The sequence below is a fragment of the uncultured Marivirga sp. genome, assembly GCF_963974845.1.
GTDB lineage: Bacteria > Bacteroidota > Bacteroidia > Cytophagales > Cyclobacteriaceae > Marivirga > Marivirga harenae.
Genome location: NZ_CAXBEQ010000006.1, coordinates 257,882 through 277,267 on the forward strand (window position 1 = coordinate 257,882; position 19,386 = coordinate 277,267).

At 36.0% G+C, this 19,386-nt stretch carries 18 protein-coding genes; 9 read left to right on the forward strand and 9 right to left on the reverse strand.

Annotated features, from left to right (window positions below; genetic code table 11):
- Nucleotides 1–16: 16 nt before the first annotated feature.
- Nucleotides 17–664 (reverse strand): deoxynucleoside kinase, encoded by a 648-nt coding sequence (locus AAC601_RS14805; protein ID WP_303271626.1) that lies wholly within the window; start codon nt 662–664, stop codon nt 17–19.
- Nucleotides 665–908: 244 nt separating this feature from the next.
- On the opposite strand from AAC601_RS14805, the gene AAC601_RS14810 reads away from it, so the two are divergent.
- Complete coding sequence (locus AAC601_RS14810) at nt 909–1,667, forward strand: bacteriorhodopsin-like (RefSeq protein WP_303271627.1); 759 nt, start codon at nt 909–911, stop codon at nt 1,665–1,667.
- 53 nt (nt 1,668–1,720) lie between these two features.
- Here the strand turns inward: AAC601_RS14810 and AAC601_RS14815 are convergent, their stop codons facing one another.
- Nucleotides 1,721–2,392 carry a DUF2461 domain-containing protein gene (locus AAC601_RS14815; protein ID WP_303271628.1) on the reverse strand — a complete coding sequence of 224 codons (672 nt, stop codon included), beginning with the start codon at nt 2,390–2,392 and terminating at the stop codon, nt 1,721–1,723.
- 81 nt (nt 2,393–2,473) lie between these two features.
- Between AAC601_RS14815 and AAC601_RS14820 the strand changes: the two genes are divergently transcribed.
- Nucleotides 2,474–3,670 carry a DnaJ domain-containing protein gene (locus AAC601_RS14820; protein WP_303271629.1) on the forward strand — a complete coding sequence of 399 codons (1,197 nt, stop codon included), beginning with the start codon at nt 2,474–2,476 and terminating at the stop codon, nt 3,668–3,670.
- Between the two features lie 79 nt (nt 3,671–3,749).
- The gene (locus tag AAC601_RS14825) at nt 3,750–4,979 is read left to right on the forward strand and encodes a M20/M25/M40 family metallo-hydrolase (protein WP_340153676.1); all 1,230 of its coding nucleotides are present in this window, start codon (nt 3,750–3,752) and stop codon (nt 4,977–4,979) included.
- A gap of 17 nt (nt 4,980–4,996) precedes the next feature.
- Here AAC601_RS14825 and AAC601_RS14830 read toward each other — a convergent pair whose 3' ends face one another.
- The 3 genes from AAC601_RS14830 to serS form a co-directional block, all read right to left on the reverse strand.
- Entirely contained in the window at nt 4,997–6,220 is a 1,224-nt protein-coding gene (locus AAC601_RS14830) for a glycosyltransferase family 4 protein (RefSeq protein ID WP_303271631.1), read from the reverse strand.
- Between the two features lie 66 nt (nt 6,221–6,286).
- Nucleotides 6,287–7,267, reverse strand: a complete 981-nt coding sequence (locus AAC601_RS14835; RefSeq protein WP_340153677.1) for a YpdA family putative bacillithiol disulfide reductase — start codon at nt 7,265–7,267, stop codon at nt 6,287–6,289.
- Nucleotides 7,268–7,491: 224 nt separating this feature from the next.
- On the reverse strand, nt 7,492–8,766 hold the full coding sequence (serS, locus tag AAC601_RS14840; RefSeq protein ID WP_303271632.1) for a serine--tRNA ligase: 1,275 nt from the start codon (nt 8,764–8,766) through the stop codon (nt 7,492–7,494).
- A gap of 251 nt (nt 8,767–9,017) precedes the next feature.
- Here serS and rho point away from each other — a divergent pair, with 251 nt between their 5' ends.
- The 5 genes from rho to AAC601_RS14865 all read left to right on the forward strand — a co-directional run bounded on the left by rho (nt 9,018) and on the right by AAC601_RS14865 (nt 14,550).
- Nucleotides 9,018–10,655, forward strand: coding sequence for a transcription termination factor Rho (gene rho, locus AAC601_RS14845; protein WP_340153678.1), 1,638 nt, complete (start codon nt 9,018–9,020; stop codon nt 10,653–10,655).
- Complete coding sequence (gene corA / locus AAC601_RS14850) at nt 10,648–11,790, forward strand: magnesium/cobalt transporter CorA (protein WP_303271634.1); 1,143 nt, start codon at nt 10,648–10,650, stop codon at nt 11,788–11,790. The genes rho and corA overlap by 8 nt, the downstream gene beginning before the upstream one ends.
- Nucleotides 11,791–11,828: 38 nt before the next feature.
- Nucleotides 11,829–12,539, forward strand: a complete 711-nt coding sequence (locus AAC601_RS14855) for an SAM-dependent methyltransferase (RefSeq protein WP_303271635.1) — start codon at nt 11,829–11,831, stop codon at nt 12,537–12,539.
- An 82-nt stretch (nt 12,540–12,621) separates the two neighbouring features.
- Nucleotides 12,622–13,878, forward strand: coding sequence for a methionine adenosyltransferase (gene metK, locus AAC601_RS14860; RefSeq protein ID WP_303271636.1), 1,257 nt, complete (start codon nt 12,622–12,624; stop codon nt 13,876–13,878).
- Between the two features lie 147 nt (nt 13,879–14,025).
- Nucleotides 14,026–14,550, forward strand: coding sequence for a hypothetical protein (locus AAC601_RS14865; RefSeq protein ID WP_303271637.1), 525 nt, complete (start codon nt 14,026–14,028; stop codon nt 14,548–14,550).
- Between the two features lie 43 nt (nt 14,551–14,593).
- Here the strand turns inward: AAC601_RS14865 and amt are convergent, their stop codons facing one another.
- The 3 genes from amt to AAC601_RS14880 all read right to left on the reverse strand — a co-directional run bounded on the left by amt (nt 14,594) and on the right by AAC601_RS14880 (nt 17,932).
- Nucleotides 14,594–15,895, reverse strand: a complete 1,302-nt coding sequence (gene amt, locus AAC601_RS14870) for an ammonium transporter (protein WP_340153679.1) — start codon at nt 15,893–15,895, stop codon at nt 14,594–14,596.
- 173 nt (nt 15,896–16,068) lie between these two features.
- A complete protein-coding gene (gene rlmN / locus AAC601_RS14875; RefSeq protein ID WP_340153680.1) occupies nt 16,069–17,151 on the reverse strand; it encodes a 23S rRNA (adenine(2503)-C(2))-methyltransferase RlmN in 1,083 nt (360 codons plus the stop codon).
- A 67-nt stretch (nt 17,152–17,218) separates the two neighbouring features.
- On the reverse strand, nt 17,219–17,932 hold the full coding sequence (locus AAC601_RS14880) for a Crp/Fnr family transcriptional regulator (RefSeq protein ID WP_340153681.1): 714 nt from the start codon (nt 17,930–17,932) through the stop codon (nt 17,219–17,221).
- A gap of 153 nt (nt 17,933–18,085) precedes the next feature.
- On the opposite strand from AAC601_RS14880, the gene AAC601_RS14885 reads away from it, so the two are divergent.
- Nucleotides 18,086–18,304, forward strand: coding sequence for a hypothetical protein (locus tag AAC601_RS14885; RefSeq protein ID WP_303271641.1), 219 nt, complete (start codon nt 18,086–18,088; stop codon nt 18,302–18,304).
- Between the two features lie 87 nt (nt 18,305–18,391).
- Here AAC601_RS14885 and AAC601_RS14890 read toward each other — a convergent pair.
- Nucleotides 18,392–19,386, reverse strand: a 995-nt coding sequence (locus tag AAC601_RS14890; RefSeq protein WP_340153682.1) for a hypothetical protein, incomplete at its 5' end; no start/stop codon positions are given.

Here is a 19,386-nt window from a genome sequence, read left to right on the forward strand (position 1 = left end):
TACATGAAGTTTTTGCTTATTGATGAGAAAAGAGCCCGTGCACCTCGGTATCTATTTTACTAACGATTAAAGCGAAATCTTCAACATTATTTAAATAGTCTAGTTGATTTACATCTATTATGATGAGTTTACCAATTTCATATTGTTTTACCCACGCTTCATAATGCTTATTGAGGTTTTTTAAATAATCAATTCGGATTGTCTCTTCGTAGTCTCTTCCTCTTTTCTCTATTTGGCCTACTAATTTTGGAATATCAGCTCTTAAATAAATGAGCAAATCTGGAGGAGTTATGACAGGAGACATAGAATCAAATAGCTCTAAATAGTTTTGGTAGTCACGATCTGACATATTACCTGATTCATGAAGGTTTTTTGCAAACACATAGCAATCTTCATATATAGATCGATCTTGAACCACAGTATGATCACTTTCTCGAATTCTCTTAACTTGCTTCAGTCGACTGTTTAAAAAATAAACTTGTAGATGGAAGGCCCATTGTTTCATATCACTATAAAAATCGACTAAATAAGGATTATCCTCTACTGCTTCAAATTCAGTTTTCCATCCGTAATGGTGCGATAATTTGTTTGCTAAAGTTGTTTTTCCAGCACCGATATTGCCAGCTATAGCTATATGTTTTAATTGATCAATTCTCTTTTCCATCTGAGCACAAAAGTAAAAAATATAAGGTTTTAACAGTCACTAATTCAGATATAATCTCTAAGAAATTTTTATGAAGTTAATCGTTCAATTCACAGAACGATTGGTTAATGATTGATGATAATAAAGTATTGATGTTAAATAAAAAGGAGTAAAACATAAACAAAATTATTTTTTAAAAACAATTATATGAAAGTGGTGTTTAAGCTTTATAACTAATAATTAAACACTATTAATTTTTAACACTATGGACTTATTATTCTTAGCAGATGTCATTGACATCAAATCGGATGATCCGGTAGCATTTACCTTCTTTACAGGGTATATGGCAATGTTCGCAGCTTCAGTCTTTTTCTTCTTTGAAAGACAACAAGTTGATGGAAAGTGGAAAACTTCACTTTTAGTGTCTGGTTTAATTACCATGATCGCGGCAGTTCATTATTATTATATGCGTGATTACTACGCAGCCACGGGTATGAACCCAACAGTACTCCGTTATATTGACTGGACTTTAACAGTTCCGTTGATGTGTGTGGAGTTTTACCTATTGTTAAGACCTGCAGGTGCAAAACAAAGCTTTATGTGGAAACTAATCGCAGCTTCAGTAGTGATGCTAGTTGCAGGATACATTGGCGAAGCCTTTACTGATGGAACAATGTTCCACTCTGTGCTATGGGGTGTTATATCTACATTAGGGTACATTTATATCTTGTATTCAGCATGGGCAGGAGAAGCAGCTCAATTGGCGAAAGCTAGCGGAAACGAAGCGGTACAAAAAGGTATTAAAGCACTAGCGTGGTTTGTATTAGTAGGTTGGGCAATTTACCCAATCGGTTACATGGCTATGCCAGGCGGATGGTTAGGTCAAGATGGCTTAGGGTTATTACAACCTTCTAGCATGGATTTAATTTACAATATTGGTGATGCTATTAACAAAATCGGATTCGGTTTAGTAGTATATGGAATTGCCATGAGCGAAACTAAAAGGGCTAAAGCAACAGCTTAATCATTTTTTAGTTGAAAATTAGTTATGAAAGGGGTCATTTATGATCCCTTTTTTTATTCAATATTTTCAATTGCTAATCGTAAAAACTTATTAATACGAAAGGCTTTCTCAAATTTATCTGAACAGAATTCAACTAAATCATCCGATGCAATTTTGCTTGCAGGATATTGTTTCATAAAGTAAAACTGCTTTTGATACAATATTGGAATTTCTTTTCCATATTCTTTAAAAGGAGCTTTAAGAATTTTGTTCTTCTTCCCTTGAAGATCTCCAAATTCTTCTTTAAAGCCTTGTGCATTCAAGGCTTCCTTTAAATTATTCTCATTGTACAGAATTTCCTGTCTTACTTTATAAATGTTTTCAGTGGATAAATCATAAAGTCCACCACCTAACCAGATACCTTCTGCATCTAAGTGCACATAATAACCGGGAAATTGTTCTTTTTTTGAAATCTTGGAGATGTAAGCAGCTACATTATTTTTATAGGGCTGCTTGTTTTTAGAAAAGCGAATATCTCTATTTATCCTAAAAATTGCATCTTTTGGTTTGATTAGGATTTCGGGGTCAAATTTTTGGATTGCGATAATTAAATCACCAACGAAGGATTTGAAAGGCTCCTTAATCTCTTTTTCATACCTTTTTCTATTTTCATCAAACCATTCTTTATGATTGTTTCTTTCTAGTTCGTTGAAAAACCGAATAAAATCTTCGCTGAAATAAGCCATAGTTTATAAATTTAAAGGAACTAAATTAGCAATAAATAATTGTTATTTTTGTTTAAGGATTGTTCAATTATTTTCTTCTGAATGGAAAATTACTATCAATTACTAGGAGTGAGTGAAATGGCTACTTTGTTAGAAATAAAGGCAGCTTATAAAAGATTGGCGAAAGCTTATCATCCTGACATAAATCCTTCAGTTGAAGCAGAGGAAAAGTTTAAATTGATTTCGACTGCATATACGGTTCTAAGTAACCAAGAATTGAGGCAAACTTACGATTTAAGGCTAGCACAGGCACGTCTAAATGCAAAACGGGCGAGTATTAGAGCTCAAGAACAGAGGCAAAGTGCATATAAAAAGCCATATCAAAATTACACTTATAGGCCTCCTATTTATAGACCCTCAACAGATAAGAATTCGGAAAGGAAAGCAACCTATTATGCCTTAGCTATTGTTGCGTCAGTTGCCATTTTGCTGTATGTTGGTGTTTCTATTTTTGACTTCATTCAGGAAAGGAAGCTCCAGAATAAAATCAGCTTATTTGATGAGCAAGTTAAACATGCCGATAGCCTTTATTATTCTGGTAAAGTTCAAGCGGCCTTAAGTTTTATTGATAAAATTAAATCTTCTAATCATGATTTTCAAGCTATAAAAAGGCACGAAATAGATTATTTAACTTTCAGAAGAGAGCAAGCCAATATAGACTATAATAATGGAGCTTTTCAAGATGCCCTTTGGGGTTATCTTTTTTTTATGGAATACAGCCAAAGTCAAAACCCTGATCTCCAATTCAGATTAGCTGTTTGCTATAGAAATCTAAGAGAACCGAACAAAGCCATTTTCATTCTAAATGAACTTATGAATAGTAGCTATAAAAGAATGCGTATGATTGCACTGATTGGAGAAATCTACAAAGAAGAACTGAATGACCACGAAGTGGCCATGCAATATTATCAAATAGGATTAAGCAGTATTTTAGCAGAATTTAAAAGTGTATATGGTAATGCATACAGATTGTTGGTTTCTGCGGAAAGAACTCCGGAAAGTTATAAATCTATTTATTACAATGCTGCAGAAATTCTTTACCAACAGAAGGAATACACCGAAGCTTCAAAATTATTAGAGTGGGTTATATTCTTTCAACCCAAGAATGAAATGGCTTATAACTATTTAATCCACTGCTACTATGAGCTTAATAATAAAAAGGAAGCTTGCAATATTTTTAATAAAGCAGAAAAGATTGATATTCACCCTCAAATAAAAGTCGAATTAAAATGTGACTGATTTCTGGCCCTAAAGTAATGCCTATATTTATGTGTTAGAAGACAGTACTTGGCCTTTTTAAATTCAAGAATCCTGATAAATGCGTAACCTTTTTACTTTATTACTTCTATTAAAGCTGTCCCTAGGCCTCGGCCAAAGTAGTTTAGCTCGAGAGCATCTGCGAGTCTTAACTTCAGATTCTTTGGCGGGAAGAGGTTTTACATCAAATGGACAGCAGAAAGCCGCAGATTTTATTGTGGAACAGTTAAAATCATGTAATGTACAGGCTGGAGTAGAGGATGCTTTTAGACAAGAATTATCGTATCCGGTAAATACTTTCCCAGGGACTGTGCAGTATTCAGTGGTAAGTAGTACCACAGTTAAAATTTATGCAATAGGTAAAGATTTCCTTTTCCACTCTGCATCGGCACCGATGGAGCTGGAGGGTGAAATCAAAGCTATTTCTACGGAAGCTGAAATAGATAGAAAGGTTAAAAATCAAATTTTCTATATTGAAAAGAATGTAGATAATGCTAAGGAGGTGACTGAGTTAACACAGCGATTTCTATTTAAAAATAGCGCAAAAGGTAATTTACTCATTATTCAAGACAGTTCTAAATGGAGTTGGTTTCCATCTTCAGAATCATCTGAAAATGCTGTGCTCTACGTAAAGGATAAACTACCAAAGCATTCAAAAGTAAGCGTGATAAATGAGTCCAAGTTTATTTCAAATTTCAGATCATCCAATGTGGTTGGGAAAATAAAAGGACAAAGAAGTGACTCTGTCATAATGCTTTCTGCTCATTATGATCATTTAGGAGAGCAGGGAAATGCAGTATTCAAAGGAGCAAATGATAATGCCTCAGGCGTGGTGATGTTGCTTGCTTTGGCAAAATATTTTGCAGAAAATCAACCCAAGTTTGACACCTATTTTCTATTTACGACAGCTGAGGAAATTGGACTTTTGGGAAGTTATTATTTCATTGAAAATTCTCCTTTTGATTTAAGGAAAATCAATATGCTTATTAATTTGGATATGGTTGGGACGGGTGATGAAGGTATTATGGTAGTAAATGCCAAAAAACAAAACCAGTATTTCAACTTACTTAAACAGCTAAATAAAGATAGAATATTTGAAATCAAAGCCAGGGGAGAAGCATGCAATAGCGACCATTGCCTGTTTGATAGAGTGGGTGTTCCAGCCGTGTTTATTTATACGTTAGGCGGCAAGCAAGCGTATCATGATATTTACGACAATGGGGAAGACTTAAGCTTGGAGGCCTTTGATGATTTGCATGATTTATTGATTGAGAGCTTAGAAAAATATTGAGTGGCTCGGAAGATGGATTAAGCACTCAAACTAAAAATAGAACGGATTTCAGCTTCATGCTGGTAGTTTTTGCCTTCAATAGCTTGAACAAAATGATTACTTAATTCTATGCGACTAAAAAATTGTTCAGCAGTGTCTCTTGAAGCTTGTTGGTATTTGCTTAAAAGCTCTGGTGAATCAATAAAGGGCTTTATTTTCTCGCCAAATTCCGCTGGAAAATCCGAATCAGCAAAAAATCCAATATGGCGTTTTTCTACTAAACCCCTGATCCATCCTTGAATATTGGTAATGATTAATTTGCCTGAGGCGATGGCGTCAAAAAATTTATTAGGTGAGTTAGTTCTTAAAACAGGTTTGTGTAAAAAAGATACATAGCAAGCATCCGTGACGTTCATGACATCTCGTACATCTTCTTTAGTACCATAAGGAATAAAGAAAACATTCTTTAGTTGATTTCTGGCAACGTAGTCTTTTACATCCAAAAGACTTGATCCCTCACCCATTATTAAAAAACGTATTGGTAAATGAGCTGAAAGTTCAGCGCATTTTATCAAGCTCATGAGGTCGTTTACGGGGCCAACGGCTCCAAAGTAACTTACCACGAACTTATTTTTCACTCCAAATTGCAAAACCAAATCCTCATCTTTCTCCTCTACCCGTTGAAAGAAATCACAATCTGCAACATTTGGGATTAGTTCTACTTTTACTTCTGGCGCCCTTCTTTCAATATGATTTCGCATGCCAGGAGACAAAGCTATTACTCTTTCTGCATTTTGATAAAAGTTTAGCTCTTGCTTTTCAAGCCACAATTTTAGCAGTGGGTTTTTAATTACGCCCATCTGAATTGGGGCCTCGGGCCACAAATCTCGAACTTCAAAAATGTAAGGGATATGAAATTTCTTCTTTGCCCATCGTGCAATAAAGCCAACGGTCAGAGGTGTACTTGTTGCTATGATCTTATCGTAATCATGATTTTCAAGAATAAATCTCTTGCAGAAATGTATAAAGTAAAGGAAAGCTCTAATTCTTTTGAGAAAGCCAAACTGATTTTCATAACGGACCGCTAAATAACGAACCATTAATCCATCAACTTTTTTTGAAATGGTTTTGATTTCATTGTGCGCAGTCAATATCTCTACATTGTGCCCCTTGGCTTTTAAAGCTTGTGCCATGAAGTAAGAGCGGTTCGCACCGCCCTCATCTGGTGTTTTAAAATATTGATGGATGTATAAGATTTTCATTTAACCGCTAAAGTAATGGCTTAAGCTTTATAACAAATAACTATTCAAATTAATTTTTAGTAATTCCTATTTGAAGGCCATTTTCTTGTTTTTAATATCATCTATTATCATATCAGCATGTACACGGCTGTTTTCGATAAACCATTTATTAGTCTCCATCCCTCCACAAATAACCCCAGCTAAATAAATTCCTTCTACATTGGTCTCCATGCTTTTCGGATCATAAATTGGTGCGTAAGGAGATTCTTGATTTTTCTTTACACCCATATCACTTAAGAATTCATAATTAGGCTCATAACCTGTCATCGCCAATACAAAATCATTTTCTATAGTCACTTTACCTTCTGGAGTTTCGATATCGATTTCATTTCCTCTTATGGAACTAATTTCACTTTCAAAATATGCTTTAATGCTACCTTCTTTGATTCTATTTTCTATGTCAGGCTTCACCCAATATTTTACGGTCTTGCGGATTTCTTCCTCTCTGATGATCATGGTGACTTCCTTGGCCCTTTTTCGATAGCATTCCAGAGCGGCATCTACCGCTGAATTTGCTGCTCCAACAATGGCTAATTTCATATCGAAATATGGATGAGCTTCTTTATAATAGTGAGATACTTTTGGTAAATCCTCTCCAGCTATTCCTAAATTGTGGGGTAAATCATAAAAGCCAGTCGCTACTATAATGTTCTCAGCTTGAAGGTCGAATTTTTCTGTATTAACCTTAAATCCAGCATCATTTTTCTCTACTTTTTTCACAGCATTGTAAAGTGAGGTCTTCAGTTGATGAGAACTGGTCACTCTTCTGTAATATTCCAATGCTTCCATTCTAGTAGGCTTTGGATTATGCGAGATGAAGGGTACTCCTCCAATTTCCAGCTTATCAGAAGTACTGAAAAAAGTCATACCATAAGGATAATGATAAATGGAGTTAACTAAAGTGCCCTTATCCACAATCAGATAAGTTAAACCTGCTGACTCTGCTTTTATTCCACATGCTAATCCAATAGGGCCTGCACCAATTATTAAGAGATCTATATTTTGCATTTAATTGAAATCTTGAGTTCTATTTACTATCTAAACTAATACGAGAAGGGGAGTGAAAGTTTTAAGAAACCAAGCTTTTGTGCAAATGTTGAACTTTTAAGAGGCAGAAAAGTATAAAAACCTGTCAGTTTTATCAAAATCGAAGGTAATTATCCAAATAGAAGTTAGATAATCAGCTACCTCCAAAATCTGACAGGTTTACAGCTCCCTCGTACGGATCGAAATTAATCAATCCACTCAAAGCCCGTATAGGATTGCAATACTTTGGGAACTTTTATTCCTTTTTCAGTTTGATTATTTTCCAAAATGGCTGCCAATATTCTAGGGAATGCTAATGCACTGCCATTCAAAGTGTGCAATAAAAGTTTTTTCTTATCTGCGTCTTTATATCGCAGCTTTAATCTATTGGCCTGATAAGTTTCAAAATTAGAAACTGAGCTAACTTCTAACCATTTTTCTTGTGCTGCAGACCAAACCTCCATATCATAAGTTAAGGCAGAAGTGAACCCTAAATCGCCTCCGCATAATCTCAATACACGATAGGGGAGTTCCAATTTATTTAATAGGCTTTGGATATATGTACTCATTTCTTCCAATGCTTGATATGATTTGTCAGGATGCTGAACCTGAACAATTTCTACTTTATCGAATTGGTGCAATCGATTCAACCCTCTCACATGCGCTCCCCAAGATCCAGCTTCTTTTCGAAAACAAGGCGTATAGGCTGTTAACTTGATAGGTAAATCCTCCTCATTAATGATTTCATCTCTAAACAGATTGGTGATCGGTACTTCTGCTGTTGGAATCATGTATAAATCCGTATCTTCTATATGATACATCTGTCCTTCTTTATCAGGAAGTTGACCTGTACCGATTCCAGATGCCTCATTAACTACAATAGGTGGCTGAATTTCTTTAAATCCTTGTTTACCAGCTTCATCCAAAAAGAAATTTAATAAAGCACGTTGCATCCTTGCCCCTTTACCCTTGTAGACAGGGAATCCTGCACCTGTAATTTTAATTCCTAAATCAAAATCTATGATGTCATAATCTTTGATTAAATCCCAATGTGGTTTATTGCCTGGATGCAATTCTGGCTTTTTACCATGTTCGGAAATAATTTCATTATCATCTTCGCCTTTGCCTTTTTTTACATCTGCATGAGGAATATTTGGAATTTGATATAAGCTATCCGTTAATTCTTTCTCTATTGCTTGAGATTCCTCCTGCAGCATCTTACTTTTTTGCTTCAATTCGGCAGTTTTAACCTTCACTTGTTCCGCTTCTTCCTTTTTTCCCTCCTTCATTAAAATGCCGATGCTTTTGGAGATTTTATTGGATTCGGCAAGCACTGCATCCAATTCTGTTTGAAGTGCTTTTCTTTTATCATCCAATGCAATTACTCCATCTATGAGTGCTTCAGCATTTTCTATGTTCCTTTTCACTAAGCCTTTAACTGCTTCGGCTTTACCTTCACGTAAATTTGCAACTTGTAACATTCTCCAATATTTTTGGCAAAATAAGCTATTTTTGGTGGTATTATAAACAGAAAACTGCCTTTAATGCTAATTTCTCTTTTATATTTCTTAAAATCCTTGACAATTAAAAAACCTTGGCATATCATTGTAGTATCTAAAAATAATTCGGGGCAAAGTTCAAGTGCCTCGTTCAAAATTATCCAAAACATTATATCTAATTTATCATACCGAAAAATCGGGGTCTCAAATCCCGAAAAAGTAAAAATCCCTTTATGTATAACATTGAAGAATTAAACTTAAAGCTACTTTCTGAACTTAAAGAGATAGCAGAAAAACTGGGAGTAGCCCAGTACAAGAAATTGCCGAAGAAAGAATTGATTTACAAGATTTTGGATCAACAAGCACTTTTACCTGAAAGTGATTTACCAAAAAAAGAAGAAGAGAAAACTACTCCTAAATCAGCTCCGGCTCCAAAAAAGGAAACAGCTCCAAAAGCTAAAGCGCCAAAGCGAGAAGAAAAGTCAGAAAATAAGGCAGAAAAAAAATCTGAGGATGTACCTGCAAAACAAGAAGCAAGTGCTGACGATAAAACAGATCGTAAACCGCGCCCAGCCCCGAAAGATAAACGGCCAAGACCTGAAAGAACTGAGCGTTCCAATGACAAAGAGGACCGAGCTAATAGACCCGAAAGAGCTGAGCGTTCCAATGATAAAGAGGAACGAGCCAATAAAACTGAGAGAGGTGAGAGAAAAGAAAGAACTGATAACCGATCTAAGAAAGCCGATATTAAGGATTTTGATGGAATCATCGAAAATGAAGGTGTTTTGGAAATGATGCAAGATGGATACGGTTTTTTACGTTCCTCTGATTATAATTATTTAGCAAGTCCTGATGATATTTATGTTTCGCCATCTCAAATTAAATTGTTTGGCTTAAAAACTGGTGATACAGTGAAAGGTCAAATCAGACCCCCAAAGGAAGGGGAAAAATACTTTGCGCTTCTAAGGGTTTCTTCTGTTAATGGAAAAACAACTGAGGAAATAAGAGATAGAGTTCCATTCGAATACTTAACTCCACTTTTCCCTGAAGAGAAATTCAACTTAAGTACAAAGCCTAACAAATATTCAACTCGTATTTTAGATCTATTTGCACCAATAGGTAAAGGCCAACGGGGGATGATAGTAGCTCAACCAAAAACAGGTAAAACTGAGCTATTGAAGGAAGTAGCAAATGCTATGGCTGAAAACCATCCGGAAGCTTATTTATTAATTTTGCTAATTGACGAACGTCCTGAAGAGGTTACAGATATGGCTCGTTCAGTAAAAGCGGAAGTGGTAAGTTCTACATTTGATGAGCAAGCAGATAGACATGTGAAAGTGGCTAGTATGGTGCTTGAAAAAGCAAAAAGGATGGTAGAATGTGGGCATGATGTTGTAATCCTTTTAGATTCCATCACTAGACTAGCAAGGGCATACAATACTGTAATCCCATCTTCTGGTAAGATTTTGTCAGGTGGTGTCGATGCAAATGCTTTACACAAACCGAAGAGATTCTTTGGAGCAGCGCGTAACTTAGAAAATGGAGGTTCATTAACCATTTTAGCAACTGCTTTAATTGAAACCGGTTCAAAAATGGACGAGGTGATCTTTGAGGAGTTCAAAGGAACAGGTAATATGGAATTGGTGCTAGACAGAAAATTAGCAAACAAGCGTATTTTCCCTGCTATTGATGTTCCAGCATCTGGTACCAGAAGAGAAGACTTATTGATGAGCAAGGAAGAATTGCAAAGAGTTTGGATATTACGTAAATTCATGGCAGATATGAACTCGGGAGAAGCAATGGAACTTTTATTAACTAAAATGAAAGGAACTGTTGATAACAATGAGTTTTTGATTTCCATGAATGGATAGATTTGCAAAGAAAATAATCAATTTACCTAAGCGGCTTCTTGTTGAGGAGCCGCTTAATTTATATTCTGGAATTCGCGGTATGTTTCGCGAAAGCTCCAAAATTGCAGGCCTTCCTCCTGGAAGCGCGGTCTACACCGGGGTTAGGAAAGATACCCCTTTTAATATTGATCTCTTTACCTATCGGGAAAATCACCTAGAAGAGAGAATAAACATATCTATTGAAGAGGCTACCAATATGCCCAATGATGGAAACTTTCATTGGCTGAATATTGAAGGTTTAAATCATGTTGATAATATTAAAACGATTTGTGAATCATTAGGAATCCACCCCCTTAATATGGAGGATATTCTTTCAGTTGGGCAAAGACCACAAATAGAAGACACAGGAAGTTATCTTTTCATTTCTACAAAAATGCTTCAGTTTGATGAAAAGAAAAATAAAACGATTAACGAGCAAGTCAGCTTTATTCTATTTGAGAATTTATTGATTACATTCCAGGAGCGAAAAGGAGATACTTTTGAAGCAGTAAGAAATAGATTAAGAGCAGGAAAAGGGAGAATTAGAAAAGAAGGGCTGGATTATTTGCTGTATGCTTTAGTTGACACCGTGGTCGATCATTATTTCATTGTCCTGGAAAAGTTTGGTGATATTCTCGAAGAGATAGAGGAACGAATCATGTTTTTGGGTCAAAAACGAGATTTTGATTTGCTTTATACCTTAAAACGCGAGTTAATTCATATTAGAAGATCGGTATGGCCATTGCGAGAGGTTATTAGCAAACTAGAAAGAGACGAAATTAAACTTATAAGGAAGCAAACCAGAATATTCATCAGAGACGTTTATGAGCATACAATACAAGCCATTGATTCTGTTGAAACATATAGAGACTTTATTTCCAGTTTAGGTGATCTATACCAATCAGTAATTAGTAACAAATTAAATCAGGTGATGAAAACCCTGACCATTTTTTCGGTAGTTTTTATTCCACTAACTTTTATTGCAGGTGTTTACGGAATTAATTTTGAGAACGTACCTGAATTTAAATGGGAATACGGCTATGCTTATTTTTGGTCTTTAATAATTGGATTTGCCTTGGTTACTTTAGCTGTTTTCAAATATAAAAGGTGGATGTAAGCTAATTACTTTTAACAGCTTTAATGATTTAAGCAAATATGGAAAAAGGAGTCCTATATTTAATTCCAACAGTGATTGCTCCAAACACAGAGTCGAAATCCCTTCCGACTGATCTAGTACAATTGTGCAGTAGCCTAGATTATTACTTAGTAGAAAACATCCGTACAGCAAGAAGATGTCTGAGTGCAATGAATATTTCCAAACCTATTCCTGAAATTACCTTTCATGAATTGAGTAAAAAAACAGAAGAATCGGAAATAGCAGGTTTAATGCAACCGCTTTTTGAAGGTAAATCTATTGGCATCATGTCTGAAGCAGGCTGTCCTGGCATTGCAGATCCTGGATCTAAGGCAGTTTCTTACGCACACGCACAAGGTATAAGAGTTGAACCATGGGTTGGCCCCTCTTCCATTTTTCTTGCATTGATGGCATCTGGGTTCAGTGGGCAATCTTTTGCCTTCTCCGGCTACTTACCAATAGATAAAAAAGAAAAGACTCAAGCCATCAGGGCACTGGAACAAACTGCATTTAAGACTGGTCAGACCCAAATTTTCATGGAAACTCCTTACCGAAACAATCAGTTAGTGGAAGATATTGTAAAAATTTGTTCTCCTCAACTGAAATTATGTATTGCAAAAGATATTAATGGGGTAGGCGAAATGATTAAAACGGATACGATCCAAAACTGGAAAAAGAGTAAACCTGATTTACATAAGTCGCCATGTATTTTTTTATTCGGAAACAATTAACATTTATCAGACATAAAACAGTAATTAACTAAAATAATTATAAATAGTCTATTAAATTTGCCCCTTGAAAAATTAAAATCTTATGCCTTATTTATTTACCTCAGAATCGGTTTCGGAAGGACACCCTGATAAAGTAGCCGATCAGATTTCAGATGCATTACTAGATAATTTCTTGGCTTTTGATCCACAATCGAAAGTGGCTTGTGAAACGCTAGTTACAACAGGTTTAACAGTTTTAAGTGGTGAAGTTCGCAGTAATTCCTATGTGGATGTGCAACAAGTGGCTAGGGACGTGATCAATAGAATAGGCTATACCAAAGGAGAGTATATGTTTGATGGAAATTCTTGTGGTGTGATTTCTACTATACATGAACAATCTCAAGACATTAACCAAGGTGTAGATAGAGGAAATCCAGAAGAGCAAGGCGCAGGAGATCAAGGAATGATGTTTGGATATGCCACCAAAGAAACTGAAAATTATATGCCGCTGGCATTAGATCTTTCTCATAAAATATTAATGGAGTTGGCTAAATTAAGAAGAGAGAATGATGATATTCAATATTTGAGGCCCGATTCAAAATCACAAGTTACCATTGAATATTCTGATGATAATGTTCCTCAACGAATTGTAGCAATAGTAGTCTCAACTCAACATGATGGTTTTGATAATGATGACGATAAAATGTTGGCTAAAATCAAAAGTGATATTATAAATATTTTGATTCCAAGAGTAAAAGCTCAATTAAAGCCTGAATTGCAGAAATTGTTCAGTGACAGTATTAAATATCATATTAATCCAACAGGAAAATTCGTAATTGGCGGGCCACATGGTGATGCTGGATTAACTGGGAGAAAAATCATTGTAGATACTTACGGTGGAAAAGGTGCACATGGTGGTGGAGCGTTTTCTGGCAAAGACCCTTCCAAAGTAGACAGGTCTGCCGCTTATGCAACTCGTCACATTGCCAAAAATCTGGTAGCTGCTGGAGTTGCTGACGAAATATTAGTTCAAGTTTCTTATGCAATTGGTGTAGTTGAACCCATGGGAATTTATGTGAACACTTATGGAAGTAAGAAGGTCGACTTGACAGATGGGGAAATAGCCAAGAAGGTTTCTGAGATTTTTGATATGCGTCCTTATGCAATTGAAACACGACTGAAATTAAGAAATCCAATGTATAGCGAATCTGCTGCTTACGGGCATATGGGTAGAGAACCACAAAAAGTAAATAAGCACTTTAATGCCAGCAATGGAGAAGTTTTCTCTCAGGAGGTTGAATTATTTACTTGGGAAAAATTGGATTACGTAGATAAGGTGAAAAATGCTTTTGGCTTGTAAAATTCTACGCTTTTAAATTCTTTTGAAGAAAGCATATGCAAGACGTGTATGCTTTTTTTTATGATTAATGCTTTCAAATTCAATGAAGAACATTAATCTTAAATAATAATTACTTTAGAGTAGATGTTCAATTAATATAATAAAATAATGAAAAAGGCACTTTATATCATAATTCCGCTTATCGTTATCTCTGTAATAATCTATGCATTTTTAGGAGGATTTAAAACGGTTGAAAAATCGATTGAAGAGGATGTTCTGGTACATATTGCTGGGACAGAATATATCGGGAAAGTAGGAAGCGATAGTTTACAAACGCTGTTTATGCAGGCTAGAAATTTAGTGGAATCTGAAGCGACCGCATCCTCAATTGCAATTGTTTATTATGGTGAAGCTGATTCTAAGACAGCCGCGGTTCACAATTTCATAGGCGTTGAGGTAGGAGATGAGCCAATATACAAAATGCCAAATGATTGGGAGATAAGAACTTTTAAGAGACCTACTTCTGTAAAAGGATGTATTGAAGCGAATGTTTTAGCAATGCCGACCCCTGATGATATGCTCCAAGATTTAAAGTTATATGCAAAGGAAAAAAAGATGGCTGCAGACTCACTTTTTATTGAGTTCTACCCAGGCCCTAATCAGTTGTGTGTACAATTGTTAGGAGCAGAATAGAAACTTATCCAAAGTGCTAAAACCTTGGATAAGTGATGAAATGCTATTCATAAGTTATAGTGTATCCTCTTATGCCATGCTCATGGCTATCTAGTCCTTGTTCTTCATGTTCCTTTGAAACACGTAGTCCGATTGTTTTCTTTAATAGGTAGAACAAAATAATTGCGCTACCAAAAGCAGCAGCACCACAAACTCCCACTCCAATTAGTTGATTTAAGAATTGATCCCAACCTGCCTTTGCTCCGAACATTCCAACCGCCAATGTTCCAAATATACCACAAGATAAATGGACGGAAACTGCCCCAACCGCATCATCTAATTTTAGTTTATCCAATCCTATCGCAGAAAGCACCACTAAATTTCCAGCAATAAAGCCTATTAAAAGTGATAAGCCTGGTGTCATTAAATCTGCACCAGCAGTAATTCCAACCAACCCAGCTAAAGTTCCATTCAGAACCATGCCTAGGTCTAGCCTTTTGAATGTGATATATCCCATTAAAAAGCCTCCCAAGGCACCAGCGGCAGCAGCTAAGGATGTATTCATAATGACTAGTGAAGTGGCCTGTGGCTCAGCTGAAAGAACCGAACCGCCATTAAAACCGAACCAGCCAAACCATAATAGAAATACACCAATTGTTGCCAACGGAACACTTGATCCCTCTTTGTCAATTACTTTGCCGTTTAAATATTTTCCTATTCTAGGACCTAGCACTATAATTCCCGCAAGTGCGCCCCATCCGCCAACAGAATGAACTAAGGTGGACCCTGCAAAATCATAAAAACCCATAGCGTCAAGAGCACCGCCACCCCATTTCCAACTCCCAATAGCAGGGTAAACGAAACCGACAAATATGATCGTGAAAATAAAATAAGCGGAAATCTTAATTCTTTCTGCAACTGCTCCAGAAACTACGGTGGCAGCTGTAGCCGCAAACATGGCCTGGAAAAGGAAATCAGTCCAATAGGTATAGTTTTGATTATAATCTAATCCAGCAAAATCATCTAAGAAGAAGCCATTGAAGTCAAACCAACCCGGGCCATTTGCAAATTCAGGATACATTAGATTAAACCCAATGATGGTGTAGGATACTAAACCTATTGCTGGAGTTAAAGTATTTTTAAAAAGAATGTTTACTGTATTTTTGGATTGAGTGAAACCTGCTTCAACACAAGCAAATCCTAAATGCATGATGAAAACCAATGCAATGCAAAGCATCATCCATAAATTGTTTACAGTTAGTATCTCTAGGTTTATTTCAGAAGGCACAACGGTTGAATTTGCAATATTTGTGCTTAATAGGGGTGAAATCAATCCCTTTATCGATGAAAAGTACAGTATATTCATAAAATTCGGTTTGCTTTAAATCCAAATTTATGAAAATATACACAAATGAAAATATATTCGGTTTAAATTTTAACCGATATAGTTATGACTGTCTGGAATTTGGAGATTTATGGGACGGAAAAAGACTTGAAAAGTTATAATTTACAGTAAAGTAGGTCTTTTTACGTTTTACTTTAATGCTTATTCGCTAATTGTCCACAAGCCGCATCAATGTCTTTTCCCCGGCTTCTTCTAACATTTACAATTACCCCTCTTTCTTCAAGAAAGGCAGCAAATCGATCTAGCTTATCTTCTTCTGTATTGGTAAAGTCTGCTTGATCTATTGGATTGTATTCGATCAGATTGACTTTGGCCGGCACATATTTGGTAAATTGCCACAATTCTTTGGCATCCTCCAAACTATCATTAAAATTATTGAATACACAATACTCAAATGTGACTCTGTTTTTGGTTTTATTGTAATAGTATTCCAAAGCTTCTCTCAACACAGGTAGATTATTACTGTCATTAATGGACATAATCGTACTCCGTTTTTCATCATTTGCAGCATGTAAAGAGAGTGCTAGATTAAATTTAGCATCATAGTCTGCTAATTTCTTAATCATTTTGGAAATGCCTGCAGTGGAGACAGTTATCCGTTTAGGAGACATGAACAGGCCTTTTTCAGAGGTGATGTGCTCAATCGACTCCATCATATTTTTATAATTCAAGAGCGGTTCGCCCATGCCCATATAAACTATGTTTGAAAGTGGCATGTCGTAATGAGTTTCAGCTAGCTCTTTTATCATAACTACTTGGTCGTAAATTTCGGCTGCTTCCAGATTACGCATCCTTTTTAGGTAACCTGTGGCACAAAATTTACAGCTTAGTGAGCAGCCCACTTGCGAAGAGACGCAAGCGGTCATTCTGTTTTCAGTAGGAATCAGCACACCTTCCACTTCATTGCCATCGTGAAGACGGAAAGCCACTTTGATTGTTCTGTCTGAGCTTAGTTGTTTAGAGGCAATAGTAATTCTATTGATGCAGTAGTTTTCTTCAAGCCATTCTCTTAAGTTTTTAGATAAATTGGTCATTTCCTCAAAGGTGGAGGCTGATTTTACCCAAAGCCATTCATAGATTTGCTTGGCTCTGAAGGCCTTTTCCCCTGATTTGGTTAAATCATCTGCAATAGCATCAATGGACATTTTTCTAATATCCCTTTTGCTAAGGTTGACCTCAATAACTTCCTTCTCTATATGAACGGCTTTCTCTTGCATAGCACAAAATTACAAATATCAGCAGACATAAGCCTAATGATGTGATATTAGTTCAGGAATTGTCGGATTAAGCAAATAAGTCTATTTCTTTGGCAATTCCTTTCTCATCCAAAATGCTGATTTTTTTTCCGTTCAAATCAATTAATCCATCTTTTTTGAAATCAGATAAGAGACGGATGAGGGTTTCTGTTGCTGTCCCAACGATTTTTGCTAAATCTTCTCTAGTTAAAGCAATATCAATTTCGGATTTTTCATCACCATCAATTCCGTAAGAACTTTTTAGCATCAATAAGGTAGTGGCTAATCTTTGACGTACGGTTTTGTTTGCCATATCTGCCATTTTTTGTTCCATAACTCCCAAATCATGACAAACAGCCTGCATTAACTTATTTTGGAATTCTTTATCTTTAGAAATTAGATCTGTAAAACTACTTTTCGGTATAAAACATACCTTAGCATTTTCTAAAATGGTGGCAGAAGAATTATAATTCTCGCCTGATAGCAAGGCTCTATAGCCCAAAAAATCACCCTCCTGAGCTAAGCGAACAATTTGTTCCCGACCAGAATCATCTGTTTTAAATATTTTTACTTTTCCTTCACTAATGCAAAACAACCCCATAGGTTGAGTACCTTCCAGAAATAATACCTGACCCTTATTATGCGCCAAGGTACTTTTGTGCTCACTTAACACACATAATGCGTCATTTGGCACTCCATTAAACATGGACTTACGCCTGCTTAGGCACAAGTCGCAAGGCACATTTTTCACTTTCTTTGACATATCTTCAGGTCTTATCGTTCGGGCAAAAAATTAGTTTCAATCTAATATCATAAATATACTATAAATTTAAATTATTTAAAATGCAGCAACTAATATGACCTTATTTTTTCTGTAAAAATTCATTACATTGCGAAAACCAATATTTTTTTAACTATGAAAAAAGGACTTTTAAAAGGGATAGTTTTAGTAGCTATCGGAGCGTTTGTGATTTATTGGGCAATAGACCACAGCCCAAATGCCCCAATTGGAGAGAAAGTAAATGATCTTTTAGATGAAAATTCATATAGAATGAGTGAGGCTTGGTACTATACCTCATTGATTGCGGGTAGTATCATTGCTTTGTTAGGTCTTCGAAATTTACTGTCTAAATAAATATAGAAGTAATTTCTTTTTACAGTTACAATAAAAAAGTGGCTATAAAATTAATTACAGCCACTTTCTTTACAGAAATATATGTATTTACTCAGTAAAATTAGCTCCGATGTTTCCTTGAGCGACAATTGTTGCTAAGTCCTCGACACTTAAGTGAACATTCACATAGCCGTCCACACCTAAAACCTGATCATAAGTAAAGCTGTTTTCTGCTCCGTCATCTCTTGTATCGGTCATACTCAAGCCGGTTGTTCCATTTACAGAGTTAAATGTATAAATTATAGACCCACCTTCTGCAGCGGAGTTCTCATGAATATGAGCAGGGTGCATTCCACCATCAGGTGTTCCATCTAGTGAAATAGTAGCTAAAGCAAATCCGTTGATTCTCTCTTCGAAGGTAATTGTTCCTGAGATGCCATCAACTGCTCTTTCTTCCAACGGATATGTAATAGATTCTCCGGTTAATTCATTAGAGCCTACATCACCTTGAGCAACAATAGTTGCCAAATCATTAGCACTTAAATGAACATTAACATATCCATCAACTTCTAAAATTTCAGAAAATGTAAAACTGTTTTCTGCCCCATCATCTCTTGTATCGGTCATACTCATACCGGTTGAACCATTTACCGCGTTAAAGGTAAAAATTATTCCACCCCCAATAGCTGCAGAATTAGCATGAATATGAGCTGGGTGCATTCCTCCGTCAGGAGTTCCATCTAGTGAAATTGTAGCTAAAGCAAATCCATTGATTCTCTCTTCGAACGTGATTGTACCTGAAATACCATCAACTGCTCTTTCTGCTAAATTATAAGTTTTGGACTCACCTGTCAGTTCGTTGGAACCAATGTCACCCTGAGCCACAATTGTTCCTAATTCATCAGCACTTAAATGCACATTCACATAACCGTCTACTTCTAAGACCTCATTATAGGTAAAAGTATTTCCATCACCGTCATCTCTAGTGTCTGTCATACTCATTCCAGTATTTCCGTTTACGGGATTGAAAGTATAAATAATTCCACCACCAATAGCTGCAGAATTAGCATGAATATGAGCTGGGTGCATTCCTCCGTCAGGAG